A 17,769-nucleotide genomic window follows, 5' to 3' on the forward strand; every position below is an offset into this window, starting at 1 on the left:
CTTCGGCAAAAGATGAACAGCCGTCCGAACGCGCACCAACCTCTCACTCTTGTGCACACAAGCCCCCCAGTTTCCAGGGTGAACCTGCCCCTTCACGGGTCCGTAATGGGAGCAGTACGAGAGTAAGGAGCCGCCCGTGTCCCGCGATCCCTCATCCCGCCCCCAGCCCGCACTACCGGAACCCGAGGTCAGGCGGCTGGACGGGGTCGTACGAGAGGTCTCGGTCCCGCCGCTGATCCTGCCCGTGACACACGGCTCGCTCGCGGACATCCCGTTCGACAACGCGGACCAGGTGCCGAACGACCCGGTGCTCAGCCGCAAGGGCCCCGACGGCCGCTGGCAGGACGTCACGGCGGCCGAGTTCGCCGACCAGGTGCTCGCCGTCGCCAAGGGGCTGATCGCCGAGGGCCTGATGCCCGGCGACCGGCTCGCGATCATGGCGCGTACGACGTACGAGTGGACGCTGCTGGACTTCGCCGCGTGGGCCGCGGGCCTGGTGACCGTCCCCGTCTACCCGACCTCGTCCGTCTTCCAGACGCGCTGGATCCTCCAGGACTCGGGCGCGGTGGCGATCGCCGTCGAGCATGTGTCGCAGGCCGCCGCGCTCGGCCCCGAACGCGACCGGCTGCCCGACGTCCAGCACGTGTGGATCTTCGAGAAGGGGCACACGGACCGGCTCGCCGAGCTGGGCCGGGGCGTCCCCGACCAGGAGGTCGCCGTACGCCGCGGGGTACTCGGCCCCGACTCGCTCGCGACGGTCATGTACACCTCCGGCACCACCGGGCGCCCCAAGGGCTGCGCGCTGACCCACGGCAACTTCTTCGCCGAGGTCGACAACGCCGTCGAACTGCTCCACCCCGTCTTCAAGTCCACCTTCAAGGAGCCCGCGTCCACGCTCCTCTACCTCCCGCTGTCGCACGTCTTCGGCCGGATGGTCGCCGTCGCCTGCATGCGCGCCCGGGTACGCCTGGGCCATGCGCCGAGCATCCGTACGGAGGAACTGCTCACGGACCTCGCGGGGTTCGCCCCGACCTTCCTGCTGGCCATCCCGTACGTCCTGGAGAAGGTCTACAACAGCGGCCGCGCGACCGCCGAGAGGATGGGCCGCGCCGCCTCCTTCGACCGCGCCGCCCGGGTGGCCCGCGGCTACGGGGAGGCGCTGGAGGCCCAGCAGCACGGCACCGGCTCCGGGCCGAGCGCGAAACTCAGAGCGGCCCGCGCCCTCTACGACCCCCTCGTCTACCGCCGTATCCGCGCGGCCCTCGGCGGCAAGGTCCGCCAGGTGGTCTGCGGCGGCTCCCCCCTCGGCCGCCGCCTCGCCTCCTTCTACGCGGGCGCCGGCATCCAGGTGTACGAGGGCTACGGCCTGACCGAGACGACGGCCGCGGCGACCCTCACCTACCCGCACCGGCCGCGTCTGGGCACGGTCGGCTGGCCGCTGCCCGGCACCCGGGTGCGGATAGCCCAGGACGGCGAGATCCTGCTGAACGGCAACCAGGTGTTCCGCGGCTACTGGGACCCGCAGGCGGGCGGACTGGTCCCGGCCGCCCAGGACGGCTGGTTCGCCACCGGCGACATCGGTGAGCTGGACGACGACGGCTACCTCACGATCACCGGCCGCAAGAGGGACATCCTGATCACCACCAGCGGCAAGAACGTCGCGCCCGCGCCGCTGGAGGACTGGCTCCGCGCGCATCCCCTCATCAGCCAGTGCGTCGTCATCGGCGACAACCGCCCGTACATCACCGCGCTGGTCACCCTGGACGGCGAGGGCATGGCCCACTGGTGCCGGATGACCGGCAGGGCGGAGGTCCCGCCGGCCACGCTGGTCACCGACCCCGATCTGCTCACCGTCCTGCAGCGGGCGATCGACGACGCCAACCGCCTGGTCTCCCGCGCGGAATCGATCCGCCGCTTCACCGTCCTGCCCCTCAACTTCACGGAGACGGCCGGCCATCTGACCCCGACGATGAAACTGCGCCGGGCGGTGGTGACCCGGGAGTTCGCCGGGGAGATCGAGACGATGTACGACGGGGCACTCGGCAGCGAGTAGCCGGCAGGGAGGAAACGGGGGAGCGCGGGGGAAAAAGGCAGGAGCCCCTTCACCTGACGGTGTGGGGCTCCTTGGGTCTTGCTTCTAGTTCCGGATCAGAGTGCCGGGCTCGCGGAGCCCGGACTCAGCCGAAGGATCAGACGGGGGTGACGTTCTCCGCCTGCGGGCCCTTCGGACCCTGGGTCACGTCGAAGGTAACCGCCTGGTTCTCTTCGAGGGAGCGGAATCCGCTCGCGTTGATCGCGGAGTAGTGGACGAAGACGTCCGGGCCGCCGCCTTCCTGGGCGATGAAACCAAAGCCCTTTTCGGCGTTGAACCACTTCACGGTTCCGGTAGCCATAAGCCCTCCTTGGGCCCAAAGGGTTGCCCTGCTCCAGAACCTGCAAGGTGTAAACAAAAGCTTGTGAACAAAACCTTGTAAACAACCGCATTCGTCTGAAAACGACGAGAGCCCGCGGTCACATGCTCCGCAGGCTCTGTACTGCAAGGGAAACCAAACTGCAACTTGCGGACGACCTTACCCAGGAGGGCAGCCGAAAGCAATAGAGGGCAAGATCACGTCACCCGGAAGTTTGGCGGGTCCGCCAAAGGGGCTGACGTAGCGGTATCACTCGGTGTCACAGGGGTTGACACGGGAGGTTGAAGCGGTTTCGTACTCCACTCGGGCACCCTGGATCCTGCACCGTACCGCATGGGGGCTAGCCTCGCGATGTGGACAATTCTCCTGAGTCTCCCGAGGGGCGTCCCGACGCCCGCCGCTCACGGCCGCGCGTCGGCCACATCCAGTTCCTGAACTGCCTGCCCCTGTACTGGGGGCTCGCGAGGACGGGCACGCTGCTCGACTTCGAGCTCACCAAGGACACCCCGGAGAAGCTCAGCGAGCAGCTCGTGCGGGGCGATCTCGACATCGGGCCCATCACCCTCGTCGAGTTCCTCAAGCACGCCGACGAGCTGGTCGCCTTCCCCGACATCGCGGTCGGCTGCGACGGCCCCGTGATGTCCTGCGTGATCGTCTCCCAGGTCCCCCTGGACGAGCTCGACGGCGCCCGGGTCGCCCTCGGCTCGACCTCGCGCACGTCCGTACGCCTCGCGCAGCTCCTCCTGTCCGAGCGGTACGGCGTCGAGCCGTCCTACTACACCTGCCCGCCCGACCTCAGCCTGATGATGCAGGAGGCCGACGCGGCGGTGCTGATCGGCGACGCCGCTCTGCGCGCCAATCTGCTGGACGGCCCGCGCTACGGCCTCCAGGTGCACGACCTCGGCGCCCTCTGGAAGGAGTGGACGGGGCTGCCCTTCGTCTTCGCGGTCTGGGCCGCCCGCCGCGACTACCTGGAGCGCGAGCCGGTCCTCACCCGCAAGGTGCACGAGGCCTTCCTCGCCTCCCGCGACCTGTCGCTGGAGGAGGTCGGCAAGGTCGCCGAGCAGGCGGCCCGCTGGGAGGCCTTCGACGAGAAGGTCCTGGAGCGCTACTTCACGACGCTCGACTTCCGCTTCGGCGCACCGCAGCTGGAGGCGGTCACGGAGTTCGCACGCCGGGTCGGGCCGACGACCGGTTTCCCGGCGGACGTGAAGGTCGACCTGCTGGAGCCCTGAGCTGCCTGGCCCTGAGTGCGCGGGGCGTGCGGCACTACCCTGCAGGAGTGCGTGCGGCTCGTCCGGGGGACGACACCCGGGGACGACGGACAGACGCACACGGGTTTACGGGGCCATGGGTCCACGGGGGACGGGGGAGGTGCGGGCGCATGCGGCCGCTCGATGTCGATGAACCCACGGTGGTGGGGCCCTACCGGCTGCTCGGCCGGCTCGGCTCCGGCGGGATGGGCCGCGTCTATCTGGGCCGCAGCGCGGGCGGCCGTACCGTCGCGGTCAAGATCGTGCACCCGCATTTCGCGCTCGACGAGGAGTTCCGCGCCCGGTTCCGCCGCGAGGTGGAGGCGGCGCGGCGGGTGGGCGGCGCGTACACGGCCCCGGTCCTGGACGCCGACCCGGACGCCCGGATCCCGTGGGTGGCGACCGGTTACGCCGCCGGCCCCACACTGACCGCCGCGGTCACCGACAACGGCGCCCTCGCGGACCACTCGGTACGCGTCCTCGGCGCCGGCCTCGCCGAGGCGCTGACCGCCGTGCACGGCCTGGGCCTGGTCCACCGCGACGTCAAACCGTCGAACGTGCTGCTGACCCTCGACGGCCCCCTCCTCATCGACTTCGGCATCGCCCGCGCGACCGACGGCACGGCGTCCCTCACCTCGACGGGCGTCTCCATCGGCTCGCCCGGCTACATGTCGCCCGAGCAGATCCTCGGCAAGGGTGTCACCGGCGCGGCCGACGTCTTCTCCCTCGGCGCGGTGCTGGCGTACGCGGCGACGGGCTCGTCCCCGTTCCCCGGCGACTCCTCGGCCGCACTGCTCTACAAGGTGGTCCACGAGGAGCCCGAACTGGGCGCGCTGTCCGGCGCGTTGCGGGAGACGGTGGCCGGCTGCCTCGCCAAGGACCCGTCGGCCCGCCCCTCCCCGGCGGACCTCGCGACCGCACTGGCCCCTCAGGGCGCGGCCCGGCTGGTGGCGGCGGGATGGCTGCCGGGCCCCTTGGTGGAACAGGTCAGCCGCAGCGCCGTACGCCTGCTGAACCTGGAGGTGGCGGAGGGGGCGGCGGAGGGGGCGCCTTCGGGGGTGGTGGACTTCAGCAGGCCTTCGGTGGACAGCGCTTCGGAGGACGGTCCTTCGGCGGCCGGGGCACCCGAGGCACCCGAGGTGCCTGGGGTCTTCGGCCCGCCGGACCCCTCGTACGCGTCCTACTCGCCCTCGCCCTCCCCGTACTCGCCTTACGTCCCCGGTTCCCACAACGGGCCGCACACCCCGTACCCGGGCGCCGCCTCCACGTACGTACCGGAGCCGCGGGACGCCCCCGCTCCCGCCGCCGCTCCCGGCAAGGTGTCCGTCAGTGTGGCCGCGACCTCCGTGCCGGGGGCGGGCGGCCGGGGACGCAGGCTGAGCTGCACGGTCGCGCTCGCGGTGGCCGGTGCGCTGGCGGCGGTGACGTTCGGCTCGGTGTTCGTGTTCGACCTGCTGCCGGGCAGCGGCTCGGACGACACCAGCGACGCGGGGCCCGCCGGGACACCGCCCACGGCCAGCGCCGGGCCCTCGGCCGGGCGCAGCGCCGGCCCCAGCGGCAGCCCCACCACCGGTGAGGGCGCGATCCCGACGTCGTACCTCGGCACCTGGGAAGGCGACGGCTACGCCCTCGACGGGAAACTCCCCATGGGCACGTTCCGGGTGACGGTCGGCCAGGCGGCGAAGGGCGACCGGCTCGGCACGTTCCGCCAGACCGACCTCATCGGCGGCACCTGCGACACCGACCTCTACCTCAAGAAGGTGGCGGCCGGACAGCTGATCGCCACGAGCGTGGCCAAGCCGTCCACCACGTCCGAGTGCACGACGGGCCGCCACGAGGTCCGCCTGATCCCGGTCGGCGACGACCTGCGCTACGAGACGGACAACGCGGACGCGGGCGATCCGGTGGCTCGGATGTCGAAGGTGGGGTAGCGGGGGCGGCTGAAACGGCGGTGGGCCGGAGCGGTGTCCTGTGCGACACCCCTCCGGCCCACCGCCGTCTCCGGCCACCCGTCGTCTACAGCGGCACGGTGACCGTGATCGTCTCGCCGTTGCCCAGGTGCAGCATGCCCTTGCCGGGGGTGACCGGGCCGCCGACCATGCTGCGGGTCGTCCGGATGCCGATCAGTTCACCGGCGCCGGAGTCCTGCGGGGAGAGCAGCAGGCCGCGGCGGCCCTTCTTGGCCTCGACCTGCCAGCCGGAGAAGCCGCTGCACACCTCCTCCTCGTCACCGCCGATGACCAGCGCGAGGCCGCGGTCGGCGCCGCGCTGGACGAGCCGCTTCAGCTCGCGCTCGCAGTCCGCGTCCTCCAGGACCTCGCCGTCGTCGACGATGAGCACGACGGGCTCCTCGGGGCTCGCCGACTCGATCGCCTCGTTGAAGTCGTCGCTCTCGATGTCGTCGTCGGTGAAGACCTTCAACACGCCGTCCTGGCCGTCGAGTTCGCGCAGCGGGGACGGGCGCGGGGCCGCGATGACGAGCCGTACGCCCTGGAGGAGGTACGAGCGGGCGAGGTTCAACAGGGCCGTGCTGCGGCCGGACTTCGCCGGGCCCGCGACGACGAACGTCGGTACGCCCTGTGAGAGGTCCGGGCCGAACGCCATGATGTCGTCGCCGCCGATGCCCGCCAGACCCCACAGCCTGGACCGGGCGACCGCCGGATCCCGCATCTCCCAGGCCTCGGCGAAACCGATCCGGGAGGGCAGCGAGTCCACCCTGAACGGCCGTCGCGCACGCGGCACTTCGGTGTCCCGGGCCGTGGCCGCCTCACCGATCGTGGCGAGCGCGGCGGCCTGCCCCTGACCGCTCACGTCGTCGGAGAGCAGCGCGAACTGCGTCTCGATGGCCGACTCGTTCTTGAAGCCGCGGCCGGGCGGGATCTCCTCCGGCACCTTGCGCGCGTTGATGCCGAGCATCGTGAAGTCGGAACGGTCGGCGAGCCGCAGACCGTACTTCTCCTCGGTGAGCGAGGCCATCCGGCCGAGCAGCACCTGCCGGTCACCGGTGACGACGAGGTGGATGCCGACGCTCGCGCCCTCGCGCATCATCGTCTGCAACTCGTCGGTCAGCTCACCGTGGTTGTACTCGCCGAGCGTCGGCAGCCAGCCCTCCCACCGGTCGAGCAGCACGACGACGTGCGGCAGCCGCTCCTCCTCGGTGACGGACGCCCGCTGTTCGCCGATGTCGGCGAACCCCTTGTCGGACAGCAGGTCCTGACGCCGGGTCAGCTCGCCCTTGAGGCGGGTGATCAGCCGTACGGCCCGCTCCGTCTGGTTGCGCGCGACGACGGCTCCGCAGTGCGGCAGCCGCGTCAGGGCGTTGAGGGCGCCGTTGCCGCAGTCGATGCCGTAGAGGTGCACGTCCGCCGAGGAGTGCGTACGGGCGATCGAGCCGGCCAGGGTCCGCAGGATCTGCGAACGGCCGCTGCGGGGCGCGCCGCCCACGATGAGATGCCCGAAGGAGGAGAAGTCGACGACGACAGGGCGGCGGGCCTGGTCGGCGGGGATGTCCTCGACGCCGTACGGGGCCGGGGGGAGCTTCCCCGGTGCGAGCGCCGCGGCGGCGGGCACCTCGACCTCGTCGAGCAGCAGCGTCTCGGAGAGCGCGGGCAGCCAGGGGCTGTGCTGCGAGGGGATGCCGAGCGAGCGGTTGGCGTCCCGGACGGCGTCGACGAGCACCTTGAGGTCGGTGATCTCCTCTTCCTCCCGCGCCTCGACCTTGGGCTTGACCAGCGCGGCCCGTCCCAGGTCCGCCCACTCCAGCGGGCCCGCCCAGGGCGCGAGGAGCCGGGGGTCGGCGGCTCCGGGCCGCCGGCCGCCGACCCGTCCGGACTGGAAGGGCACGAGCGAGGCGTGGCCGAGCCGGACGTACGCGCGGCCGGGCGTGTTCTTGGAGATGTGTCCGGCCTCGGGGGAGTCGATGACGTCGCTCGACTCGCCGCCGTCCGTGACGCGCAGCGCGATACGGAGGTTGGTGTTGGCGCGGATCTCAGGGGAGACGACACCGCTCGGCCGCTGGGTGGCGAGCAGCAGGTGGATGCCGAGCGAACGGCCCCGCTGAGCGATGTTGACGAGCCCCGTCACGAAGTCGGGCAGATCGCGCACCATCGAGGCGAACTCGTCGATGACGATGAGCAGACGCGGCAGCGGCCGGTGGGACGGCTCCCGGCGTACGAGGTCCTGGTAGTCCTCGATGTCCTTGGCGTCGGCGGCCGCCAGGATGTGCTCGCGGCGGTGCAGTTCGGCGCCGAGGGACTCCAGCGCGCGCTCGACGAGGTGGGCGTCGAGGTCGGTGACCATGCCGACGGTGTGCGGCAGGTTGACGCAGTCCTTGAAGGCCGCGCCGCCCTTGTAGTCGACGAGGACGAACGTCATGTTCTCCGGCGTGTTGGCCACGGCGAGGGCCGCCACGATGGTCTGCAGCAGCTCCGACTTTCCGGAACCGGTCGTACCGGCGATCAGGCCGTGCGGCCCGTCCCGCCGGATGTCGATGCCGAAGGGTCCGTCGTACGACTCACCGACGACGGCCATCGTCGACTGCCCGCCCATGCGCCAGCGTGCGGCGACCGCGTCGCTCGTCGGCGGCTCCAGCTGGAGGACGTCGAGCAGCCGGCTGGAGCCGGGCAGCGCCGAGTCCTCCGTCTCGCCGCTGATGTCCCGGATGGGGGACAGGGCGCGGGACAGGCGCGCGCACCAGGCGGACGACACGAAGTCCGGCCGTACGTTCCTGACCCGGGCGGTGCCTGTCTGCTCGACGCGCAGCCGCAGTTCGAGCGGCTTCTCCTCGCCCTCCTGCCGGTCGTCGGCCTCGGCGGTGTGCCAGGCCTGGAAGGAGGGGAAGCCACCTGGGCCCGCCTGATAGCCGAGGCCGGCCGGGGCGGCCGGGACGCCCCCGGAGGCGCCGCGGTCCTGCGACTTCTCCCGTTCCCTGGGCTTCGGTTCGGCGATGACGATGGCCTGGCACTCGCCGGGCAGGAACCGCTCCTCCGCGTCCAGGCAGATCGCGTACATGCTGACGGCGGGGCCCTCGCGCAGCAGCCGTACGACGCCGGGCATGGACCGCAGACGGCGGGAGCCGTCCCAGACGACGACGATGTCCGGGTCGGTGAAGTTGGTCTGGCGGCCGTTCTCCTTGGCCGCCTTCTGGCGGGCGTCGAGGAGCTGGGTCAGCTCGCCGATGCGGGCGCCGACGGTCTCGGCGTCCGTACCGATCAGGACGTTGGTGTCCTGGGCGCCGGAGGGCCGGGAGTGCGGCAGCCACCGGACCCAGTCCCAGGTCTGCTGGGCGCTGTTCTCGGTGAGGACGTAGAACTGGACGTCGAGGGGGCTGTGCAGGACGGCGCTCTGCGCGACGATCCACCGCCCGATCGCCTGCGCCGAGTCGCCGGGTCCCGCGATGCCGACGACACCGCGTTCGCGCAGCGGTACGGCGACGGGGGCGTCCTCGATCTGCCAGGTGACCTCGCGCTTGTGGTCGTCCTGCTCGGGGTCGTCGAGCACGACCTCGGAGGGCAGCTGGCCCGTGCCGACCCTGAGGAGCAGATGGTCGGCGTCGGTGCGGCGCCGTTCCCACAGGCGGGTGCGAGGGCCGGTGCTCAGCGACAGCACGGAGGCCGGGTCGGGCACGGCCTGCCGTCGGTCGAGGCGTTCGTCGAGGAGGGCGTCCTGGGCGTCCTTCTCGATCCGCTCCTTGTGCTCCTTGTACTCCTTGACCTGCTTCGCATGGGACTTGCGCCCGTGCTTCTTGTCCATGAAGTAGTTGCCGAACAGGATGACCGGGCTCAGCAACGCCATGATCAGGTAGTACCAGCGCCCGAAGATCATCACGGCCACGACGGCGCCGACGAGCGGGGTCACCGCCATCAGCCAGGGCAGCGGCCGGGCCTCGAAGTCACGTGGCTTCGCCGGCAGCTTGAACCGGGTCTGGCGCTCGGGGGGCTGGAGCCGGGGCGGCCGGTTGTAGTCGAGGCCGGTGCCGTCCTCGGACCACTTCAGGGCGGCGTTCGGCGGGGAGTAGCGGTCGAGCTCGAAGAGGGTGTTGCCGACGGCGATCTGAGCGCCGAGAGGCCAGTCGGTCTTGGTCTTCCCGTCCTTCTCCTCAAGGGGCTCACCGTCGAGGGTGATGTTCCCCTTGTCCTCCCCGTGGAGGGCGACCTGGCAGGTTCCGTCCGTTGCAACTGACAACGTGAGCGCTCGCGCGGCCAGCTCGGGGTCGTCGACGCGGATGGAGGAGGCGGGGCCGCTGCCGATGTCGTACCGCCCGATGCCGAGCCGGTGCACGGCGCCCGCGGTGGGCCCGCTCGCCACGCGCAGTTCGACGAGCCCGGTCGGCTCGCCGGGCAGGCAGCCGGCGGGGTCGTACAGGCTGACGACGGCGCCTTCGCGCAGTGCGGAGGTCCCGACGGTGGCGCCCGGGTCGACGGGATGGCCGTCGACGTAGACGATCGGCGAGCCGCCGCCGGCCGGGGGCGTCCCGTGCTGCTGGCCGATGGGGATGATCTGGGCCCCACCGCTGTAGCCGACGTGTGAGGCCAGCTCCTTCGCTATGTCCCCCATGGAGGACTCAGGATCCGCGTCGAGCACCACGTCGGCGCTGGCGCCGCCGAGCGGATCGACGACGGTCAGAGTCAGGCGCACGATCGTCCTCCCGTATACCCCTGCTGCCAGCTCGGGGCTGCCGAATACCGCCCCGTGCACTGACCCGCGTACTGACCCGTGACGATATCCGCTCCACCCTTCCCACAGGCAACGGCGTATGTGCCGGTTCCCTGAAGGCTCTTGCCGGAACCGGGGTGTGCTGCTGCAAGCGTCCTGCGTAAGCTGCATGCTCAGCGGACGATCGCATCATCCGCAACGGGAGCCACGGGGGTTGGCCCTGCGGCAAGTCGAGTTGTTTCGGAGGACGCCACATGGCCGGCGGCAAAGATGCAGATATCACTTATGACGAGATGCACAAGGCGGCTACCAAGCTGACCGACGCCAAGGACAAGATCGACGAGAAGCTCGACGCCCTTGAGCGCTACATCCAGGGCCTCGTCAAGGACGGCTACACCACCCGCAAGGGCTCGCAGGCCTTCGAGGACTCCTTCACGGAGTTCAAGAAGGGCGCGAAGGACACGATCGACGGCCTGACGGGCATGTCCAAGTTCCTCACGAGCGCCGCGAAGGCGTACCAGGACCTGGATGACGAGCTGGCCAAGGGTGTCAAGGGCTGAGGCTGCTTTTGGGTGGTTTGCCGCCTTCGGGTGGCTGGGACAGCCCGGTGATCGTGTGAACTGGTGCGGTTGGGGCACGACAGTGCCCTGCCGCACCAGTTTGCGTTGGGGACGATGCGTTGACGGCAGGGCGCGAAGCAGGGGGTGACTGTGGGCGAATATACGCGAATCGAAGACCTTGAGGTGATTCGCGGCATGGGTCGAGGGCTCGGCAGCATCAAGAAGTCATTCGACGGCCTTGAGGATCTCAAAGGAAAGTATGACGAAGATTTCGGGGAGAACGATCTCAAGGAAAAGTTCGAAGATTTCGTCGACAACTGGAAGCTCAGCCGGAAAGAGCTGACGGAAGAGATCGACGCGCTGTCCCAGATCGCGAAAGCTGCTGCGGAGGCGTACGAGGCCATCGATCAGCAGTTGGCGGATGCGATTCGCGGTGCAGAGGAACCGAAGAAGAGTAAGCGGGGGTAGCGAAGATGAGTGGGCGACCGCGCGATTGGCATCCTCTGGCGGATGCCGACCCTGTTCCCGGCGATCCGGATCAGCTCGTGGGGCTCGGAAAGAAGCTGCGGAAGACAGCGGACGAGCTCGGTCGACAGGTCAGAAACCTCAAAGCGATCTCGAAGGTCGACTCGTGGGATTCTGATGCCGGAAAGGAGTTCCGAAAAAAGGCCGAGGGCAGCCAAGGGAAGCTGGAGGCCGCCTATAAAAGGTACGATGCGGCGGCCGTCGCAATCGGTTCCACCATCCACGAGGTGGGTGGCGGCTATCAGGACCAGTTGCATGCCCCGTCGACGAACTATGCATCCGATCTGAATCGAGCGCAGAAGATCGCCGATTCGGCGTTGAGGGAAGCGCGAGAAGCGGATGAGAGGAGGAGTGCGACCCGGAAGAGTATCGACGGTCTCTCGGGCAGTAACGTAAAAGAGGACAAGGAAAAGCTGGAAGGCAAGCTGGATCTGGCGTCCGGAGAAATCGAGGCGGCGCGAGAGAAGGTCGAGTCTGCGAAACAAATTCGAGATGATGCGGCAAGGAAAGCTCGTGAGGCCATCGATGGCATCATCTCTCACGATTCTTTGAAGGATGGCTATTGGGACAGCTTCCTTGATGAAGTGAACAACTGGTCGGCGAAAATTGCAACGGCTTGCGGTGTCGCTGCCATGCTTGTGGGCTGGATTCCGATCATCGGGCAGGCGCTTGCCGGGGTTCTGGGGACGATTGCCATGACTGCGAGCCTTATCGGGCTCGTCTGCACGGTGATTCAATTTGCCAGAGGTGACGCGGACTGGATGGACCTTGGGGTTGCCGCTCTCGGGTTTCTCGCGGCAGGTATCGGTAAGGCTTTCAGCAAGTATGCCGGAAAGTATCTCGCCAAGACGCTGCCCAGACTTCAGAGAGCCGTCAGCAGGCCAGGAGCGCGTGCAGCGGGAAATATCGCCAAGCGAGACAGGCAGAAGCTGAACCGACTTGCCGGACAGAGATCAAGCCTCACTGCCAGGGAAAAACTCAAGGCATTCGGAGAGCCTTTCAAGGATCATCTTCTCTCGCCGTCCGGACTCAAGGACTCTTGGAGCAACATCAAGGTTGTAGGAAGGCCTGAGTCGTGGAGAGGCATGAGACAGACTTTCGGAGCGCAAGGAGGATTCAAATCTTTCACGTTCCTGGATTCCGGAGTGGCCGCTGAGGTGAACGCGGCAAAAATTGCCGCGAAGGAGCTTCCAGAGATCTCTGCCATCAATAAAATCTCCAGTAAAGCAAGTGCTATTTCTCTTACTGGATCCGTGATCACTGTCGGTGGCCTTGCGGCCGACCCGGAAATCAACCCCCTACTGCCCGGCTGAGAGCTGAGAGGCGTACATGAGTAGCGACGACCTTGAGTACAGGTATTCACTTGACCTTGCGCCGGGCTGGGTGGACCTTACTTTGCCCGATGGATCCAAGGCGACAGCCCAGAAATTGGCTGCTGCTCGGGTTGCTCAGTTTAATCCGTTGAGTCTTGCTGTTCAGAAGACGTCGCTGGTCGACAGTATGGCTCGCGTGGCGATGAAGGCCCACGAGAGCGGCGCGGTCGTAGCGGGGACTTACTATACGGACTCGGGGGTCAGTATCGCCGATCTGGAACTCGCCGTCTTCGGTGATGATGGGGTGCAGCCCACGCCCGGGGATATTCAGCCCATGCTTCTCGAATGGGAAAACATGGAGGTGGTCGGCGATTCGGACGTGCGTTACGTGGATCTGTCGGCCGGGCCCGCGGTGCGGGTGCAAGCGGCCATGAAGGAGAAAAAGCTTTTCGGGCGAGGTCGGTTGTCCGAGTTCATCAGGTACGCCGTGTGCCCTGCGGTCAATGACGACGTGGTGTTGGTGACGGTTCGATGGACGACGGTCCAGTATTCCGAGGAGCTCGCACGCATGGTGGACAGCATGATTGACTCACTGAGTGTCGCACCGGTGCAGTCCGACGGGGAAGATTTCTGTGCCTGACGCAATCGAATGGGATTCCCCTCCCAAAGACTATGGTCTGATCGTCCCGGACGGCTGGTTCAAAATCCGGCTGGAGCCCGAACTCCGAGACCAGGGAATTGTTGCCCTTGCCGATCAGCAGTTCCGCGGTGTGGACAATGCTCCGCACGTCAAGGAACGGGTGATGCGTGATCTGCAGAAGCAGGCGAAGACGGCATTCCGGCGCGGCGGAATCGAGCTATACATTTCGACTCTGACGGTAGGAGATGTCCCTCTGGCCTCCTCGCTTCTGGTATCCATTTGCCCGCCTGATTCCTGGCCTCGCAACGCGACCGTTCATCAGCTGGCGGAATATCTGGAGGCGCCCGCCAAACACGTCGCACTGGTCGACCTTCCGGTGGCCGGAAAGGCTGCACGGGAAAGATACCGGGAGGATCCCGACCCTGAGGTGCAGATGGGTAACACCTTGCCCACCACAACCGTCGCCTTCCATATTCCCATCCCTGCCACCCGCAACGTGCTCAGCATGACCTTCTCGACGCCTGTCGATCCTTTGGCCGACCAGATGGTGGAGCTGTTCGACGCGGTGGCGGAAACGCTGCACTGGATCTGACGTCAAAAGGTGAACGTGTAGGGCAGTTCTGTTGGTGCGCTGACGACGTCGGCTCGGCAACCCGACTGTCCAGTCCGTCCGTCGACTGGTGGTCGGCCAATGTTCGGTGGCGACGTCCCTGTCGCCGACGGCCCTGCCTCATGGTCGCCCTGGCCAGTTATCCTCGTCCGAACCCCGTGAGGAATGGGAGAGTCCATGTCTGTCGGATCAGGGGCCGGGAAGCCCCGGGCGCAAAGCTCCGGGCGGTCGGTCGCGGGGAACGTCGCCTTCGGCGCCGGGCTGCTGCTCGTGCTGGCGACCATGACGCTCGGTGGCTATGCGGGCGTCGCCCTGGCCCTCGGCCTGGCCGACGACTCGTTCCTGTCGGCGGCGGTGCCGGACGACGGACGCAACGCCCTGGTCGTCGGCGGCATCGGCGCCGGCGGTCTGGCGGGCCTGCTGGTGCCGCTGATCCTGTTCGCGGCGGTCCGCGGGACCGAGGAGAAGCCCAGGACCGGACCCGGCGAGGCTCTCTTCAAGGTGATCGGCACCCTCCTCCTCGGCGTCTATCTGCTGCTGGTCTCCTTCGTCGTGGCGCAGCTCGGCCGGCTCCTGCCCGAGGGAGCGACCACCCTGGTGAGCGTCTTCGTCGTCGGCTTCAGCTGGATGCCGCTGGCGCTCGTGCCGTGGGAGCGGTTCGGGCTCGACGGCGTACAGGGACTGCTGGGTACGTCGCAGGGCACTTCCCGGGGCCGGGGGCGCGGGCAGGGCGACGCTTCAGACGAGTCGCACTGACTGCGCCAACTCGTCCGCCATCCGGCCCAGTTCCTCACCCAGCCCCAGGGCTCCCCAGAGCAGGCGGCACTCCAGTGCCGTGGGATGCGCCCGCGGCAGGACGTAGTGCGCCACACCCTCCAGTACCGTGCCGCTGTCGGCGCCCGGATCCGTCGGCTCCAGGCGGTGCACCCGCAGTGCGGCCCCCAGCGGCAGCTCCACCTCCGTGATCTCCGGCGGCCGGAAGAACGGCCCCTCGGCGCTCTCCGCCTCCGCGCGCAGCACGTCCAGGCGCAGCGACCCGGCGGGGATGCCCGCCAGTTCCCGTACGCAGTAGAAGGCGGCCACGCCACCGTCCTGAGGCGCGAGGAGCGCGGCGCAGAGCGCTTTCTGGCGGGCGGCGACATCGCGGTACCAGAGCACGTCCTGGGCGAACGCCGTACGCAGGTCGTCGGGTACGTCCGCCGCGAAGTGCTCGTCGGCCGCGGACCGGGCCCACTCACCGGGGCGTGGGGTGGCGAGGTCCAGTACGAGCCAGTTGTGCGCGGCGGGCAGCGTGACGCGGCACTGGTGCCAGTCGGCCGCCGCGGTCTCCGTGGCCGTGTCGGTGGTGGGCATCGGTGGCTACCTTCCCGCCAGTGAGGCGTCGGGGCCGGTCACGTCGATGTCGTCGCCCCCGAAGAGGCCGATGAAGCTCTTGGTGTCGGAGGTCGCCCCCGTTCCCGTCGCCCCGAGCGCCCACGAGTTGTACTGCATGGCCTGCTTGAACGCGTCGGGCGTACCGATGATGCTCAGGTCCGACGGGTCGATGTTCTTGATCCGGGAGAGCTCGTCGACCATTCCCGGGCCCACGTACATGCTGGCCAGGCCACGCGCACCGCCCGCGCGCCAGGCGTCACGGACGGCGGAGACGTTGTCGCCGACCTTGAGCAGGTCCCGCCAGTTGCCCCGGATCGTGCCGAGGTCGTCGGCGAAGGAGGTGCCGAGGCCCCTGAAGGCGGCTCCGAGGCCCACGTTGGGCGCGGCGGCCGACGCGGTCGCTCCGGCGCGCGCACCGACCATCTCGACGACCAGCGCGCGCCGCGCGGCCGCGTTGAGACCGGGGTTCCAGCCGCGTACGTACTGGGCCGCCGCGGTCCACACACGGCTGCGGCCGGCCGTGGCGGCGAGTTTGGCGCCGGCGGAGAAGACCCGGCCGATGCCGAAGGTCGCGAGGCCCAGTACGTCCATGGCGACGTCGCCCCACGATCCGTCGCCGTTGATGGCGAGGAGCAGATGACAGACCAGGGAGATGGCGGTCGCGATCAGTGCGATGGTGCCGAGGACACCTGCGATCGCCTGCCCGATGACCGGGATCCAGCCGACCAGGAGCGCCACCAGCCCGCAGACGGCCGCGACGGCTCCCGCGATGTCGGCGACGATCTTCAGGGTGTCGCGCAGCTCGTCCAGCCAGGAGTCGTTGAGGTCGTCGCCCTCGGTGATCTGGTGGATGCGTTTGGCGGCGGTGTTGCCCGCCGTGTCGTGACGGGTCTTGAGCGGGGCGAGTTTGTCGCGCAGGCCGTCGAGGTCGCCCTGCAGATCCGTCACTGCTCCGTCGAGCTTCTTCTGCCCGGCCTCGTCGGTGTCCTTGGGCGGGGTGTCGGCCTTCGACCTGGCGGTCGTCAGGTCTCCGCTCTTCGTCTCGGCCTGTCCGAGGAGCCGGTCCGCGTCCTCCTGGATCTCCTCAAGGGCCGTGTGGTACTCCTTCAGCGCGATACCGGCTTCCTCGTACCGCTTGTGCGCCTTGCTCACCGTCTTCGCGGTGTCGTCGGCCTTCTCGGCGAACTCCCGGCCCGCCTTGGAGTCCCAGCTCTTCTGGTCGCCGAGGCGGCGCAGCGCGGCGGCGGAGTCCGAGATCGTCTTCGCGGTGGCGGTGAAGCGCTTGGCGAGCGCCTTGAGGTCGTCCACGTCGCCGGGCACCGGGTCCCCGCTCTCGCCCAGCGCCTCCCAGCGGTGGTCGGCGGGGCGCGTCACTTCTTGTCCTTGCCGATGAGGGCTTTGTAGAGCTGATCGTCGATCTCGGTGTACGCCTCGCCCGCCGTCTTGGCCACCTCGCCGAGCCCCTTGATCTCCTCGATCATCTTCTCGCGGTTGTCGTTCCAGCCGTCGGAGAACTCCTGCAGCCGTTCCTGCAGCAGTTTGTGGCCGACGGTCCGGCGGTCGTACGCGTCCAGGAGCTTGTCGAGCCCCTCGAACTCCGTGGCCACCGACCGCAGTCCCACGCCTGCCGTGTGCAGATCGTCGGTGGAGACTCTGAGCCGCTCGTCACCCATCCGTGCTACCCCCGTGCTTCCACTGTTTTGCCAGGTGTTTTGCCTGCTGATTCGCCTGCTGATTCGCCTGCTGTTCTGTCAGGCCTTTTTCTGCCAGCGCAGAGTACTGGCGACCGCGTCGAAGAGTTCCGCCATCGCGTCGGCGATCGGCTCCAACGGGGTGCTGAACGTCAGCATGAGCACCTCGTCCCGGTCCGGTACGGGGACGAAGTACTCCACGACGGTGTCCTCGAACTCGGAGCCGAGCCGCCGCGCTTCCCGGGTCCGTTCCGTACGCCGCCGACGGACGGCCCGCCCGGCGGCCGGCAGGCGCACCTGGGAGGTCTCGCCCTTGTCGGACAGCGCCGAGACCGTGTCGAGGGCGTCGAACCGCCGCTGCAGGCGCGAGATCAGTAGGGAGGCCGACAGCGGAATCCCCGCCGCCTCCAGGAACGACAGGTAGAGCACCACTCCGCCCTGCTCGACGCCCGCCTCGGCCGCGCCCAGCAGCTGCTCCTGCGCCTGCCGCCGAAGCGCGGGCTGGTCGTCCACGCCCGCGAACTGCCTTTTGACCAGTGCGCTCACGGACGCTTCCCGACGGTCCTCGGGCTGGAGCGGGATGCGATACCAGTCCTCGGGCGTGATGAGCCCGAAGACGTTCTCACTCCCGGCGGCTTCGTTGCCGTCGTCGCTCCCGGGATTCTCTGCGCTGTCGGGGCTCTCGGCGCTCACGGCACTCCGGCTGGACGGCGGGGTCTGCTGCATGCCGACCGACGC

15 protein-coding genes are annotated in these 17,769 nt (G+C 68.7%); 9 read left to right on the forward strand and 6 right to left on the reverse strand.

The window, feature by feature from the left end; all coding sequences use genetic code 11:
* Positions 1–136 precede the first annotated feature (136 nt).
* Positions 137–2,053 carry an AMP-dependent synthetase/ligase gene (locus J8N05_RS09045; RefSeq protein ID WP_210881908.1) on the forward strand — a complete coding sequence of 639 codons (1,917 nt, stop codon included), beginning with the start codon at positions 137–139 and terminating at the stop codon, positions 2,051–2,053.
* Between the two features lie 136 nt (positions 2,054–2,189).
* Here J8N05_RS09045 and J8N05_RS09050 read toward each other — a convergent pair whose 3' ends face one another.
* Positions 2,190–2,393, reverse strand: a complete 204-nt coding sequence (locus J8N05_RS09050; RefSeq protein ID WP_033319512.1) for a cold-shock protein — start codon at positions 2,391–2,393, stop codon at positions 2,190–2,192.
* Between the two features lie 371 nt (positions 2,394–2,764).
* On the opposite strand from J8N05_RS09050, the gene J8N05_RS09055 reads away from it, so the two are divergent.
* Entirely contained in the window at positions 2,765–3,646 is an 882-nt protein-coding gene (locus J8N05_RS09055) for a menaquinone biosynthetic enzyme MqnA/MqnD family protein (protein ID WP_210881909.1), read from the forward strand.
* 149 nt (positions 3,647–3,795) lie between these two features.
* The gene (locus tag J8N05_RS09060) at positions 3,796–5,595 is read left to right on the forward strand and encodes a serine/threonine-protein kinase (RefSeq protein WP_210881910.1); all 1,800 of its coding nucleotides are present in this window, start codon (positions 3,796–3,798) and stop codon (positions 5,593–5,595) included.
* A gap of 85 nt (positions 5,596–5,680) precedes the next feature.
* Here the strand turns inward: J8N05_RS09060 and J8N05_RS09065 are convergent, their stop codons facing one another.
* Positions 5,681–10,300 carry an FtsK/SpoIIIE domain-containing protein gene (locus tag J8N05_RS09065; RefSeq protein ID WP_210881911.1) on the reverse strand — a complete coding sequence of 1,540 codons (4,620 nt, stop codon included), beginning with the start codon at positions 10,298–10,300 and terminating at the stop codon, positions 5,681–5,683.
* 272 nt (positions 10,301–10,572) lie between these two features.
* Here J8N05_RS09065 and J8N05_RS09070 point away from each other — a divergent pair, with 272 nt between their 5' ends.
* The 6 genes from J8N05_RS09070 to J8N05_RS09095 all read left to right on the forward strand — a co-directional run bounded on the left by J8N05_RS09070 (position 10,573) and on the right by J8N05_RS09095 (position 14,722).
* On the forward strand, positions 10,573–10,878 hold the full coding sequence (locus tag J8N05_RS09070; protein WP_210881912.1) for a WXG100 family type VII secretion target: 306 nt from the start codon (positions 10,573–10,575) through the stop codon (positions 10,876–10,878).
* 150 nt (positions 10,879–11,028) lie between these two features.
* Complete coding sequence (locus tag J8N05_RS09075; protein WP_210881913.1) at positions 11,029–11,346, forward strand: hypothetical protein; 318 nt, start codon at positions 11,029–11,031, stop codon at positions 11,344–11,346.
* 5 nt (positions 11,347–11,351) lie between these two features.
* Complete coding sequence (locus tag J8N05_RS09080) at positions 11,352–12,716, forward strand: hypothetical protein (RefSeq protein ID WP_210881914.1); 1,365 nt, start codon at positions 11,352–11,354, stop codon at positions 12,714–12,716.
* Positions 12,717–12,732: 16 nt separating this feature from the next.
* Positions 12,733–13,356, forward strand: a complete 624-nt coding sequence (locus J8N05_RS09085) for a hypothetical protein (RefSeq protein WP_210881915.1) — start codon at positions 12,733–12,735, stop codon at positions 13,354–13,356.
* On the forward strand, positions 13,349–13,948 hold the full coding sequence (locus tag J8N05_RS09090) for a hypothetical protein (protein WP_210881916.1): 600 nt from the start codon (positions 13,349–13,351) through the stop codon (positions 13,946–13,948). Before J8N05_RS09085 ends, J8N05_RS09090 begins: the two co-directional genes overlap by 8 nt.
* Before the next feature lie 195 nt (positions 13,949–14,143).
* Positions 14,144–14,722, forward strand: a complete 579-nt coding sequence (locus J8N05_RS09095; protein ID WP_210881917.1) for a hypothetical protein — start codon at positions 14,144–14,146, stop codon at positions 14,720–14,722.
* Here J8N05_RS09095 and J8N05_RS09100 read toward each other — a convergent pair.
* The 4 genes from J8N05_RS09100 to J8N05_RS09115 form a co-directional block, all read right to left on the reverse strand.
* Positions 14,705–15,319, reverse strand: coding sequence for a hypothetical protein (locus J8N05_RS09100; RefSeq protein ID WP_210881918.1), 615 nt, complete (start codon positions 15,317–15,319; stop codon positions 14,705–14,707). The two genes, J8N05_RS09095 and J8N05_RS09100, sit on opposite strands and share 18 nt — an antisense overlap.
* Positions 15,320–15,325: 6 nt before the next feature.
* Complete coding sequence (locus tag J8N05_RS09105) at positions 15,326–16,714, reverse strand: AAA family ATPase (protein WP_210881919.1); 1,389 nt, start codon at positions 16,712–16,714, stop codon at positions 15,326–15,328.
* Positions 16,711–17,013, reverse strand: a complete 303-nt coding sequence (locus J8N05_RS09110; protein ID WP_210881920.1) for a hypothetical protein — start codon at positions 17,011–17,013, stop codon at positions 16,711–16,713. The genes J8N05_RS09105 and J8N05_RS09110 overlap by 4 nt, the downstream gene beginning before the upstream one ends.
* A gap of 78 nt (positions 17,014–17,091) precedes the next feature.
* Positions 17,092–17,757 (reverse strand): hypothetical protein, encoded by a 666-nt coding sequence (locus J8N05_RS09115; RefSeq protein WP_210881921.1) that lies wholly within the window; start codon positions 17,755–17,757, stop codon positions 17,092–17,094.
* Between the last annotated feature and the right edge of the window lie 12 nt (positions 17,758–17,769).

Origin of the sequence: Streptomyces liliiviolaceus, assembly GCF_018070025.1 — a bacterium.
Taxonomy (GTDB): Bacteria; Actinomycetota; Actinomycetes; order Streptomycetales; family Streptomycetaceae; genus Streptomyces; species Streptomyces liliiviolaceus.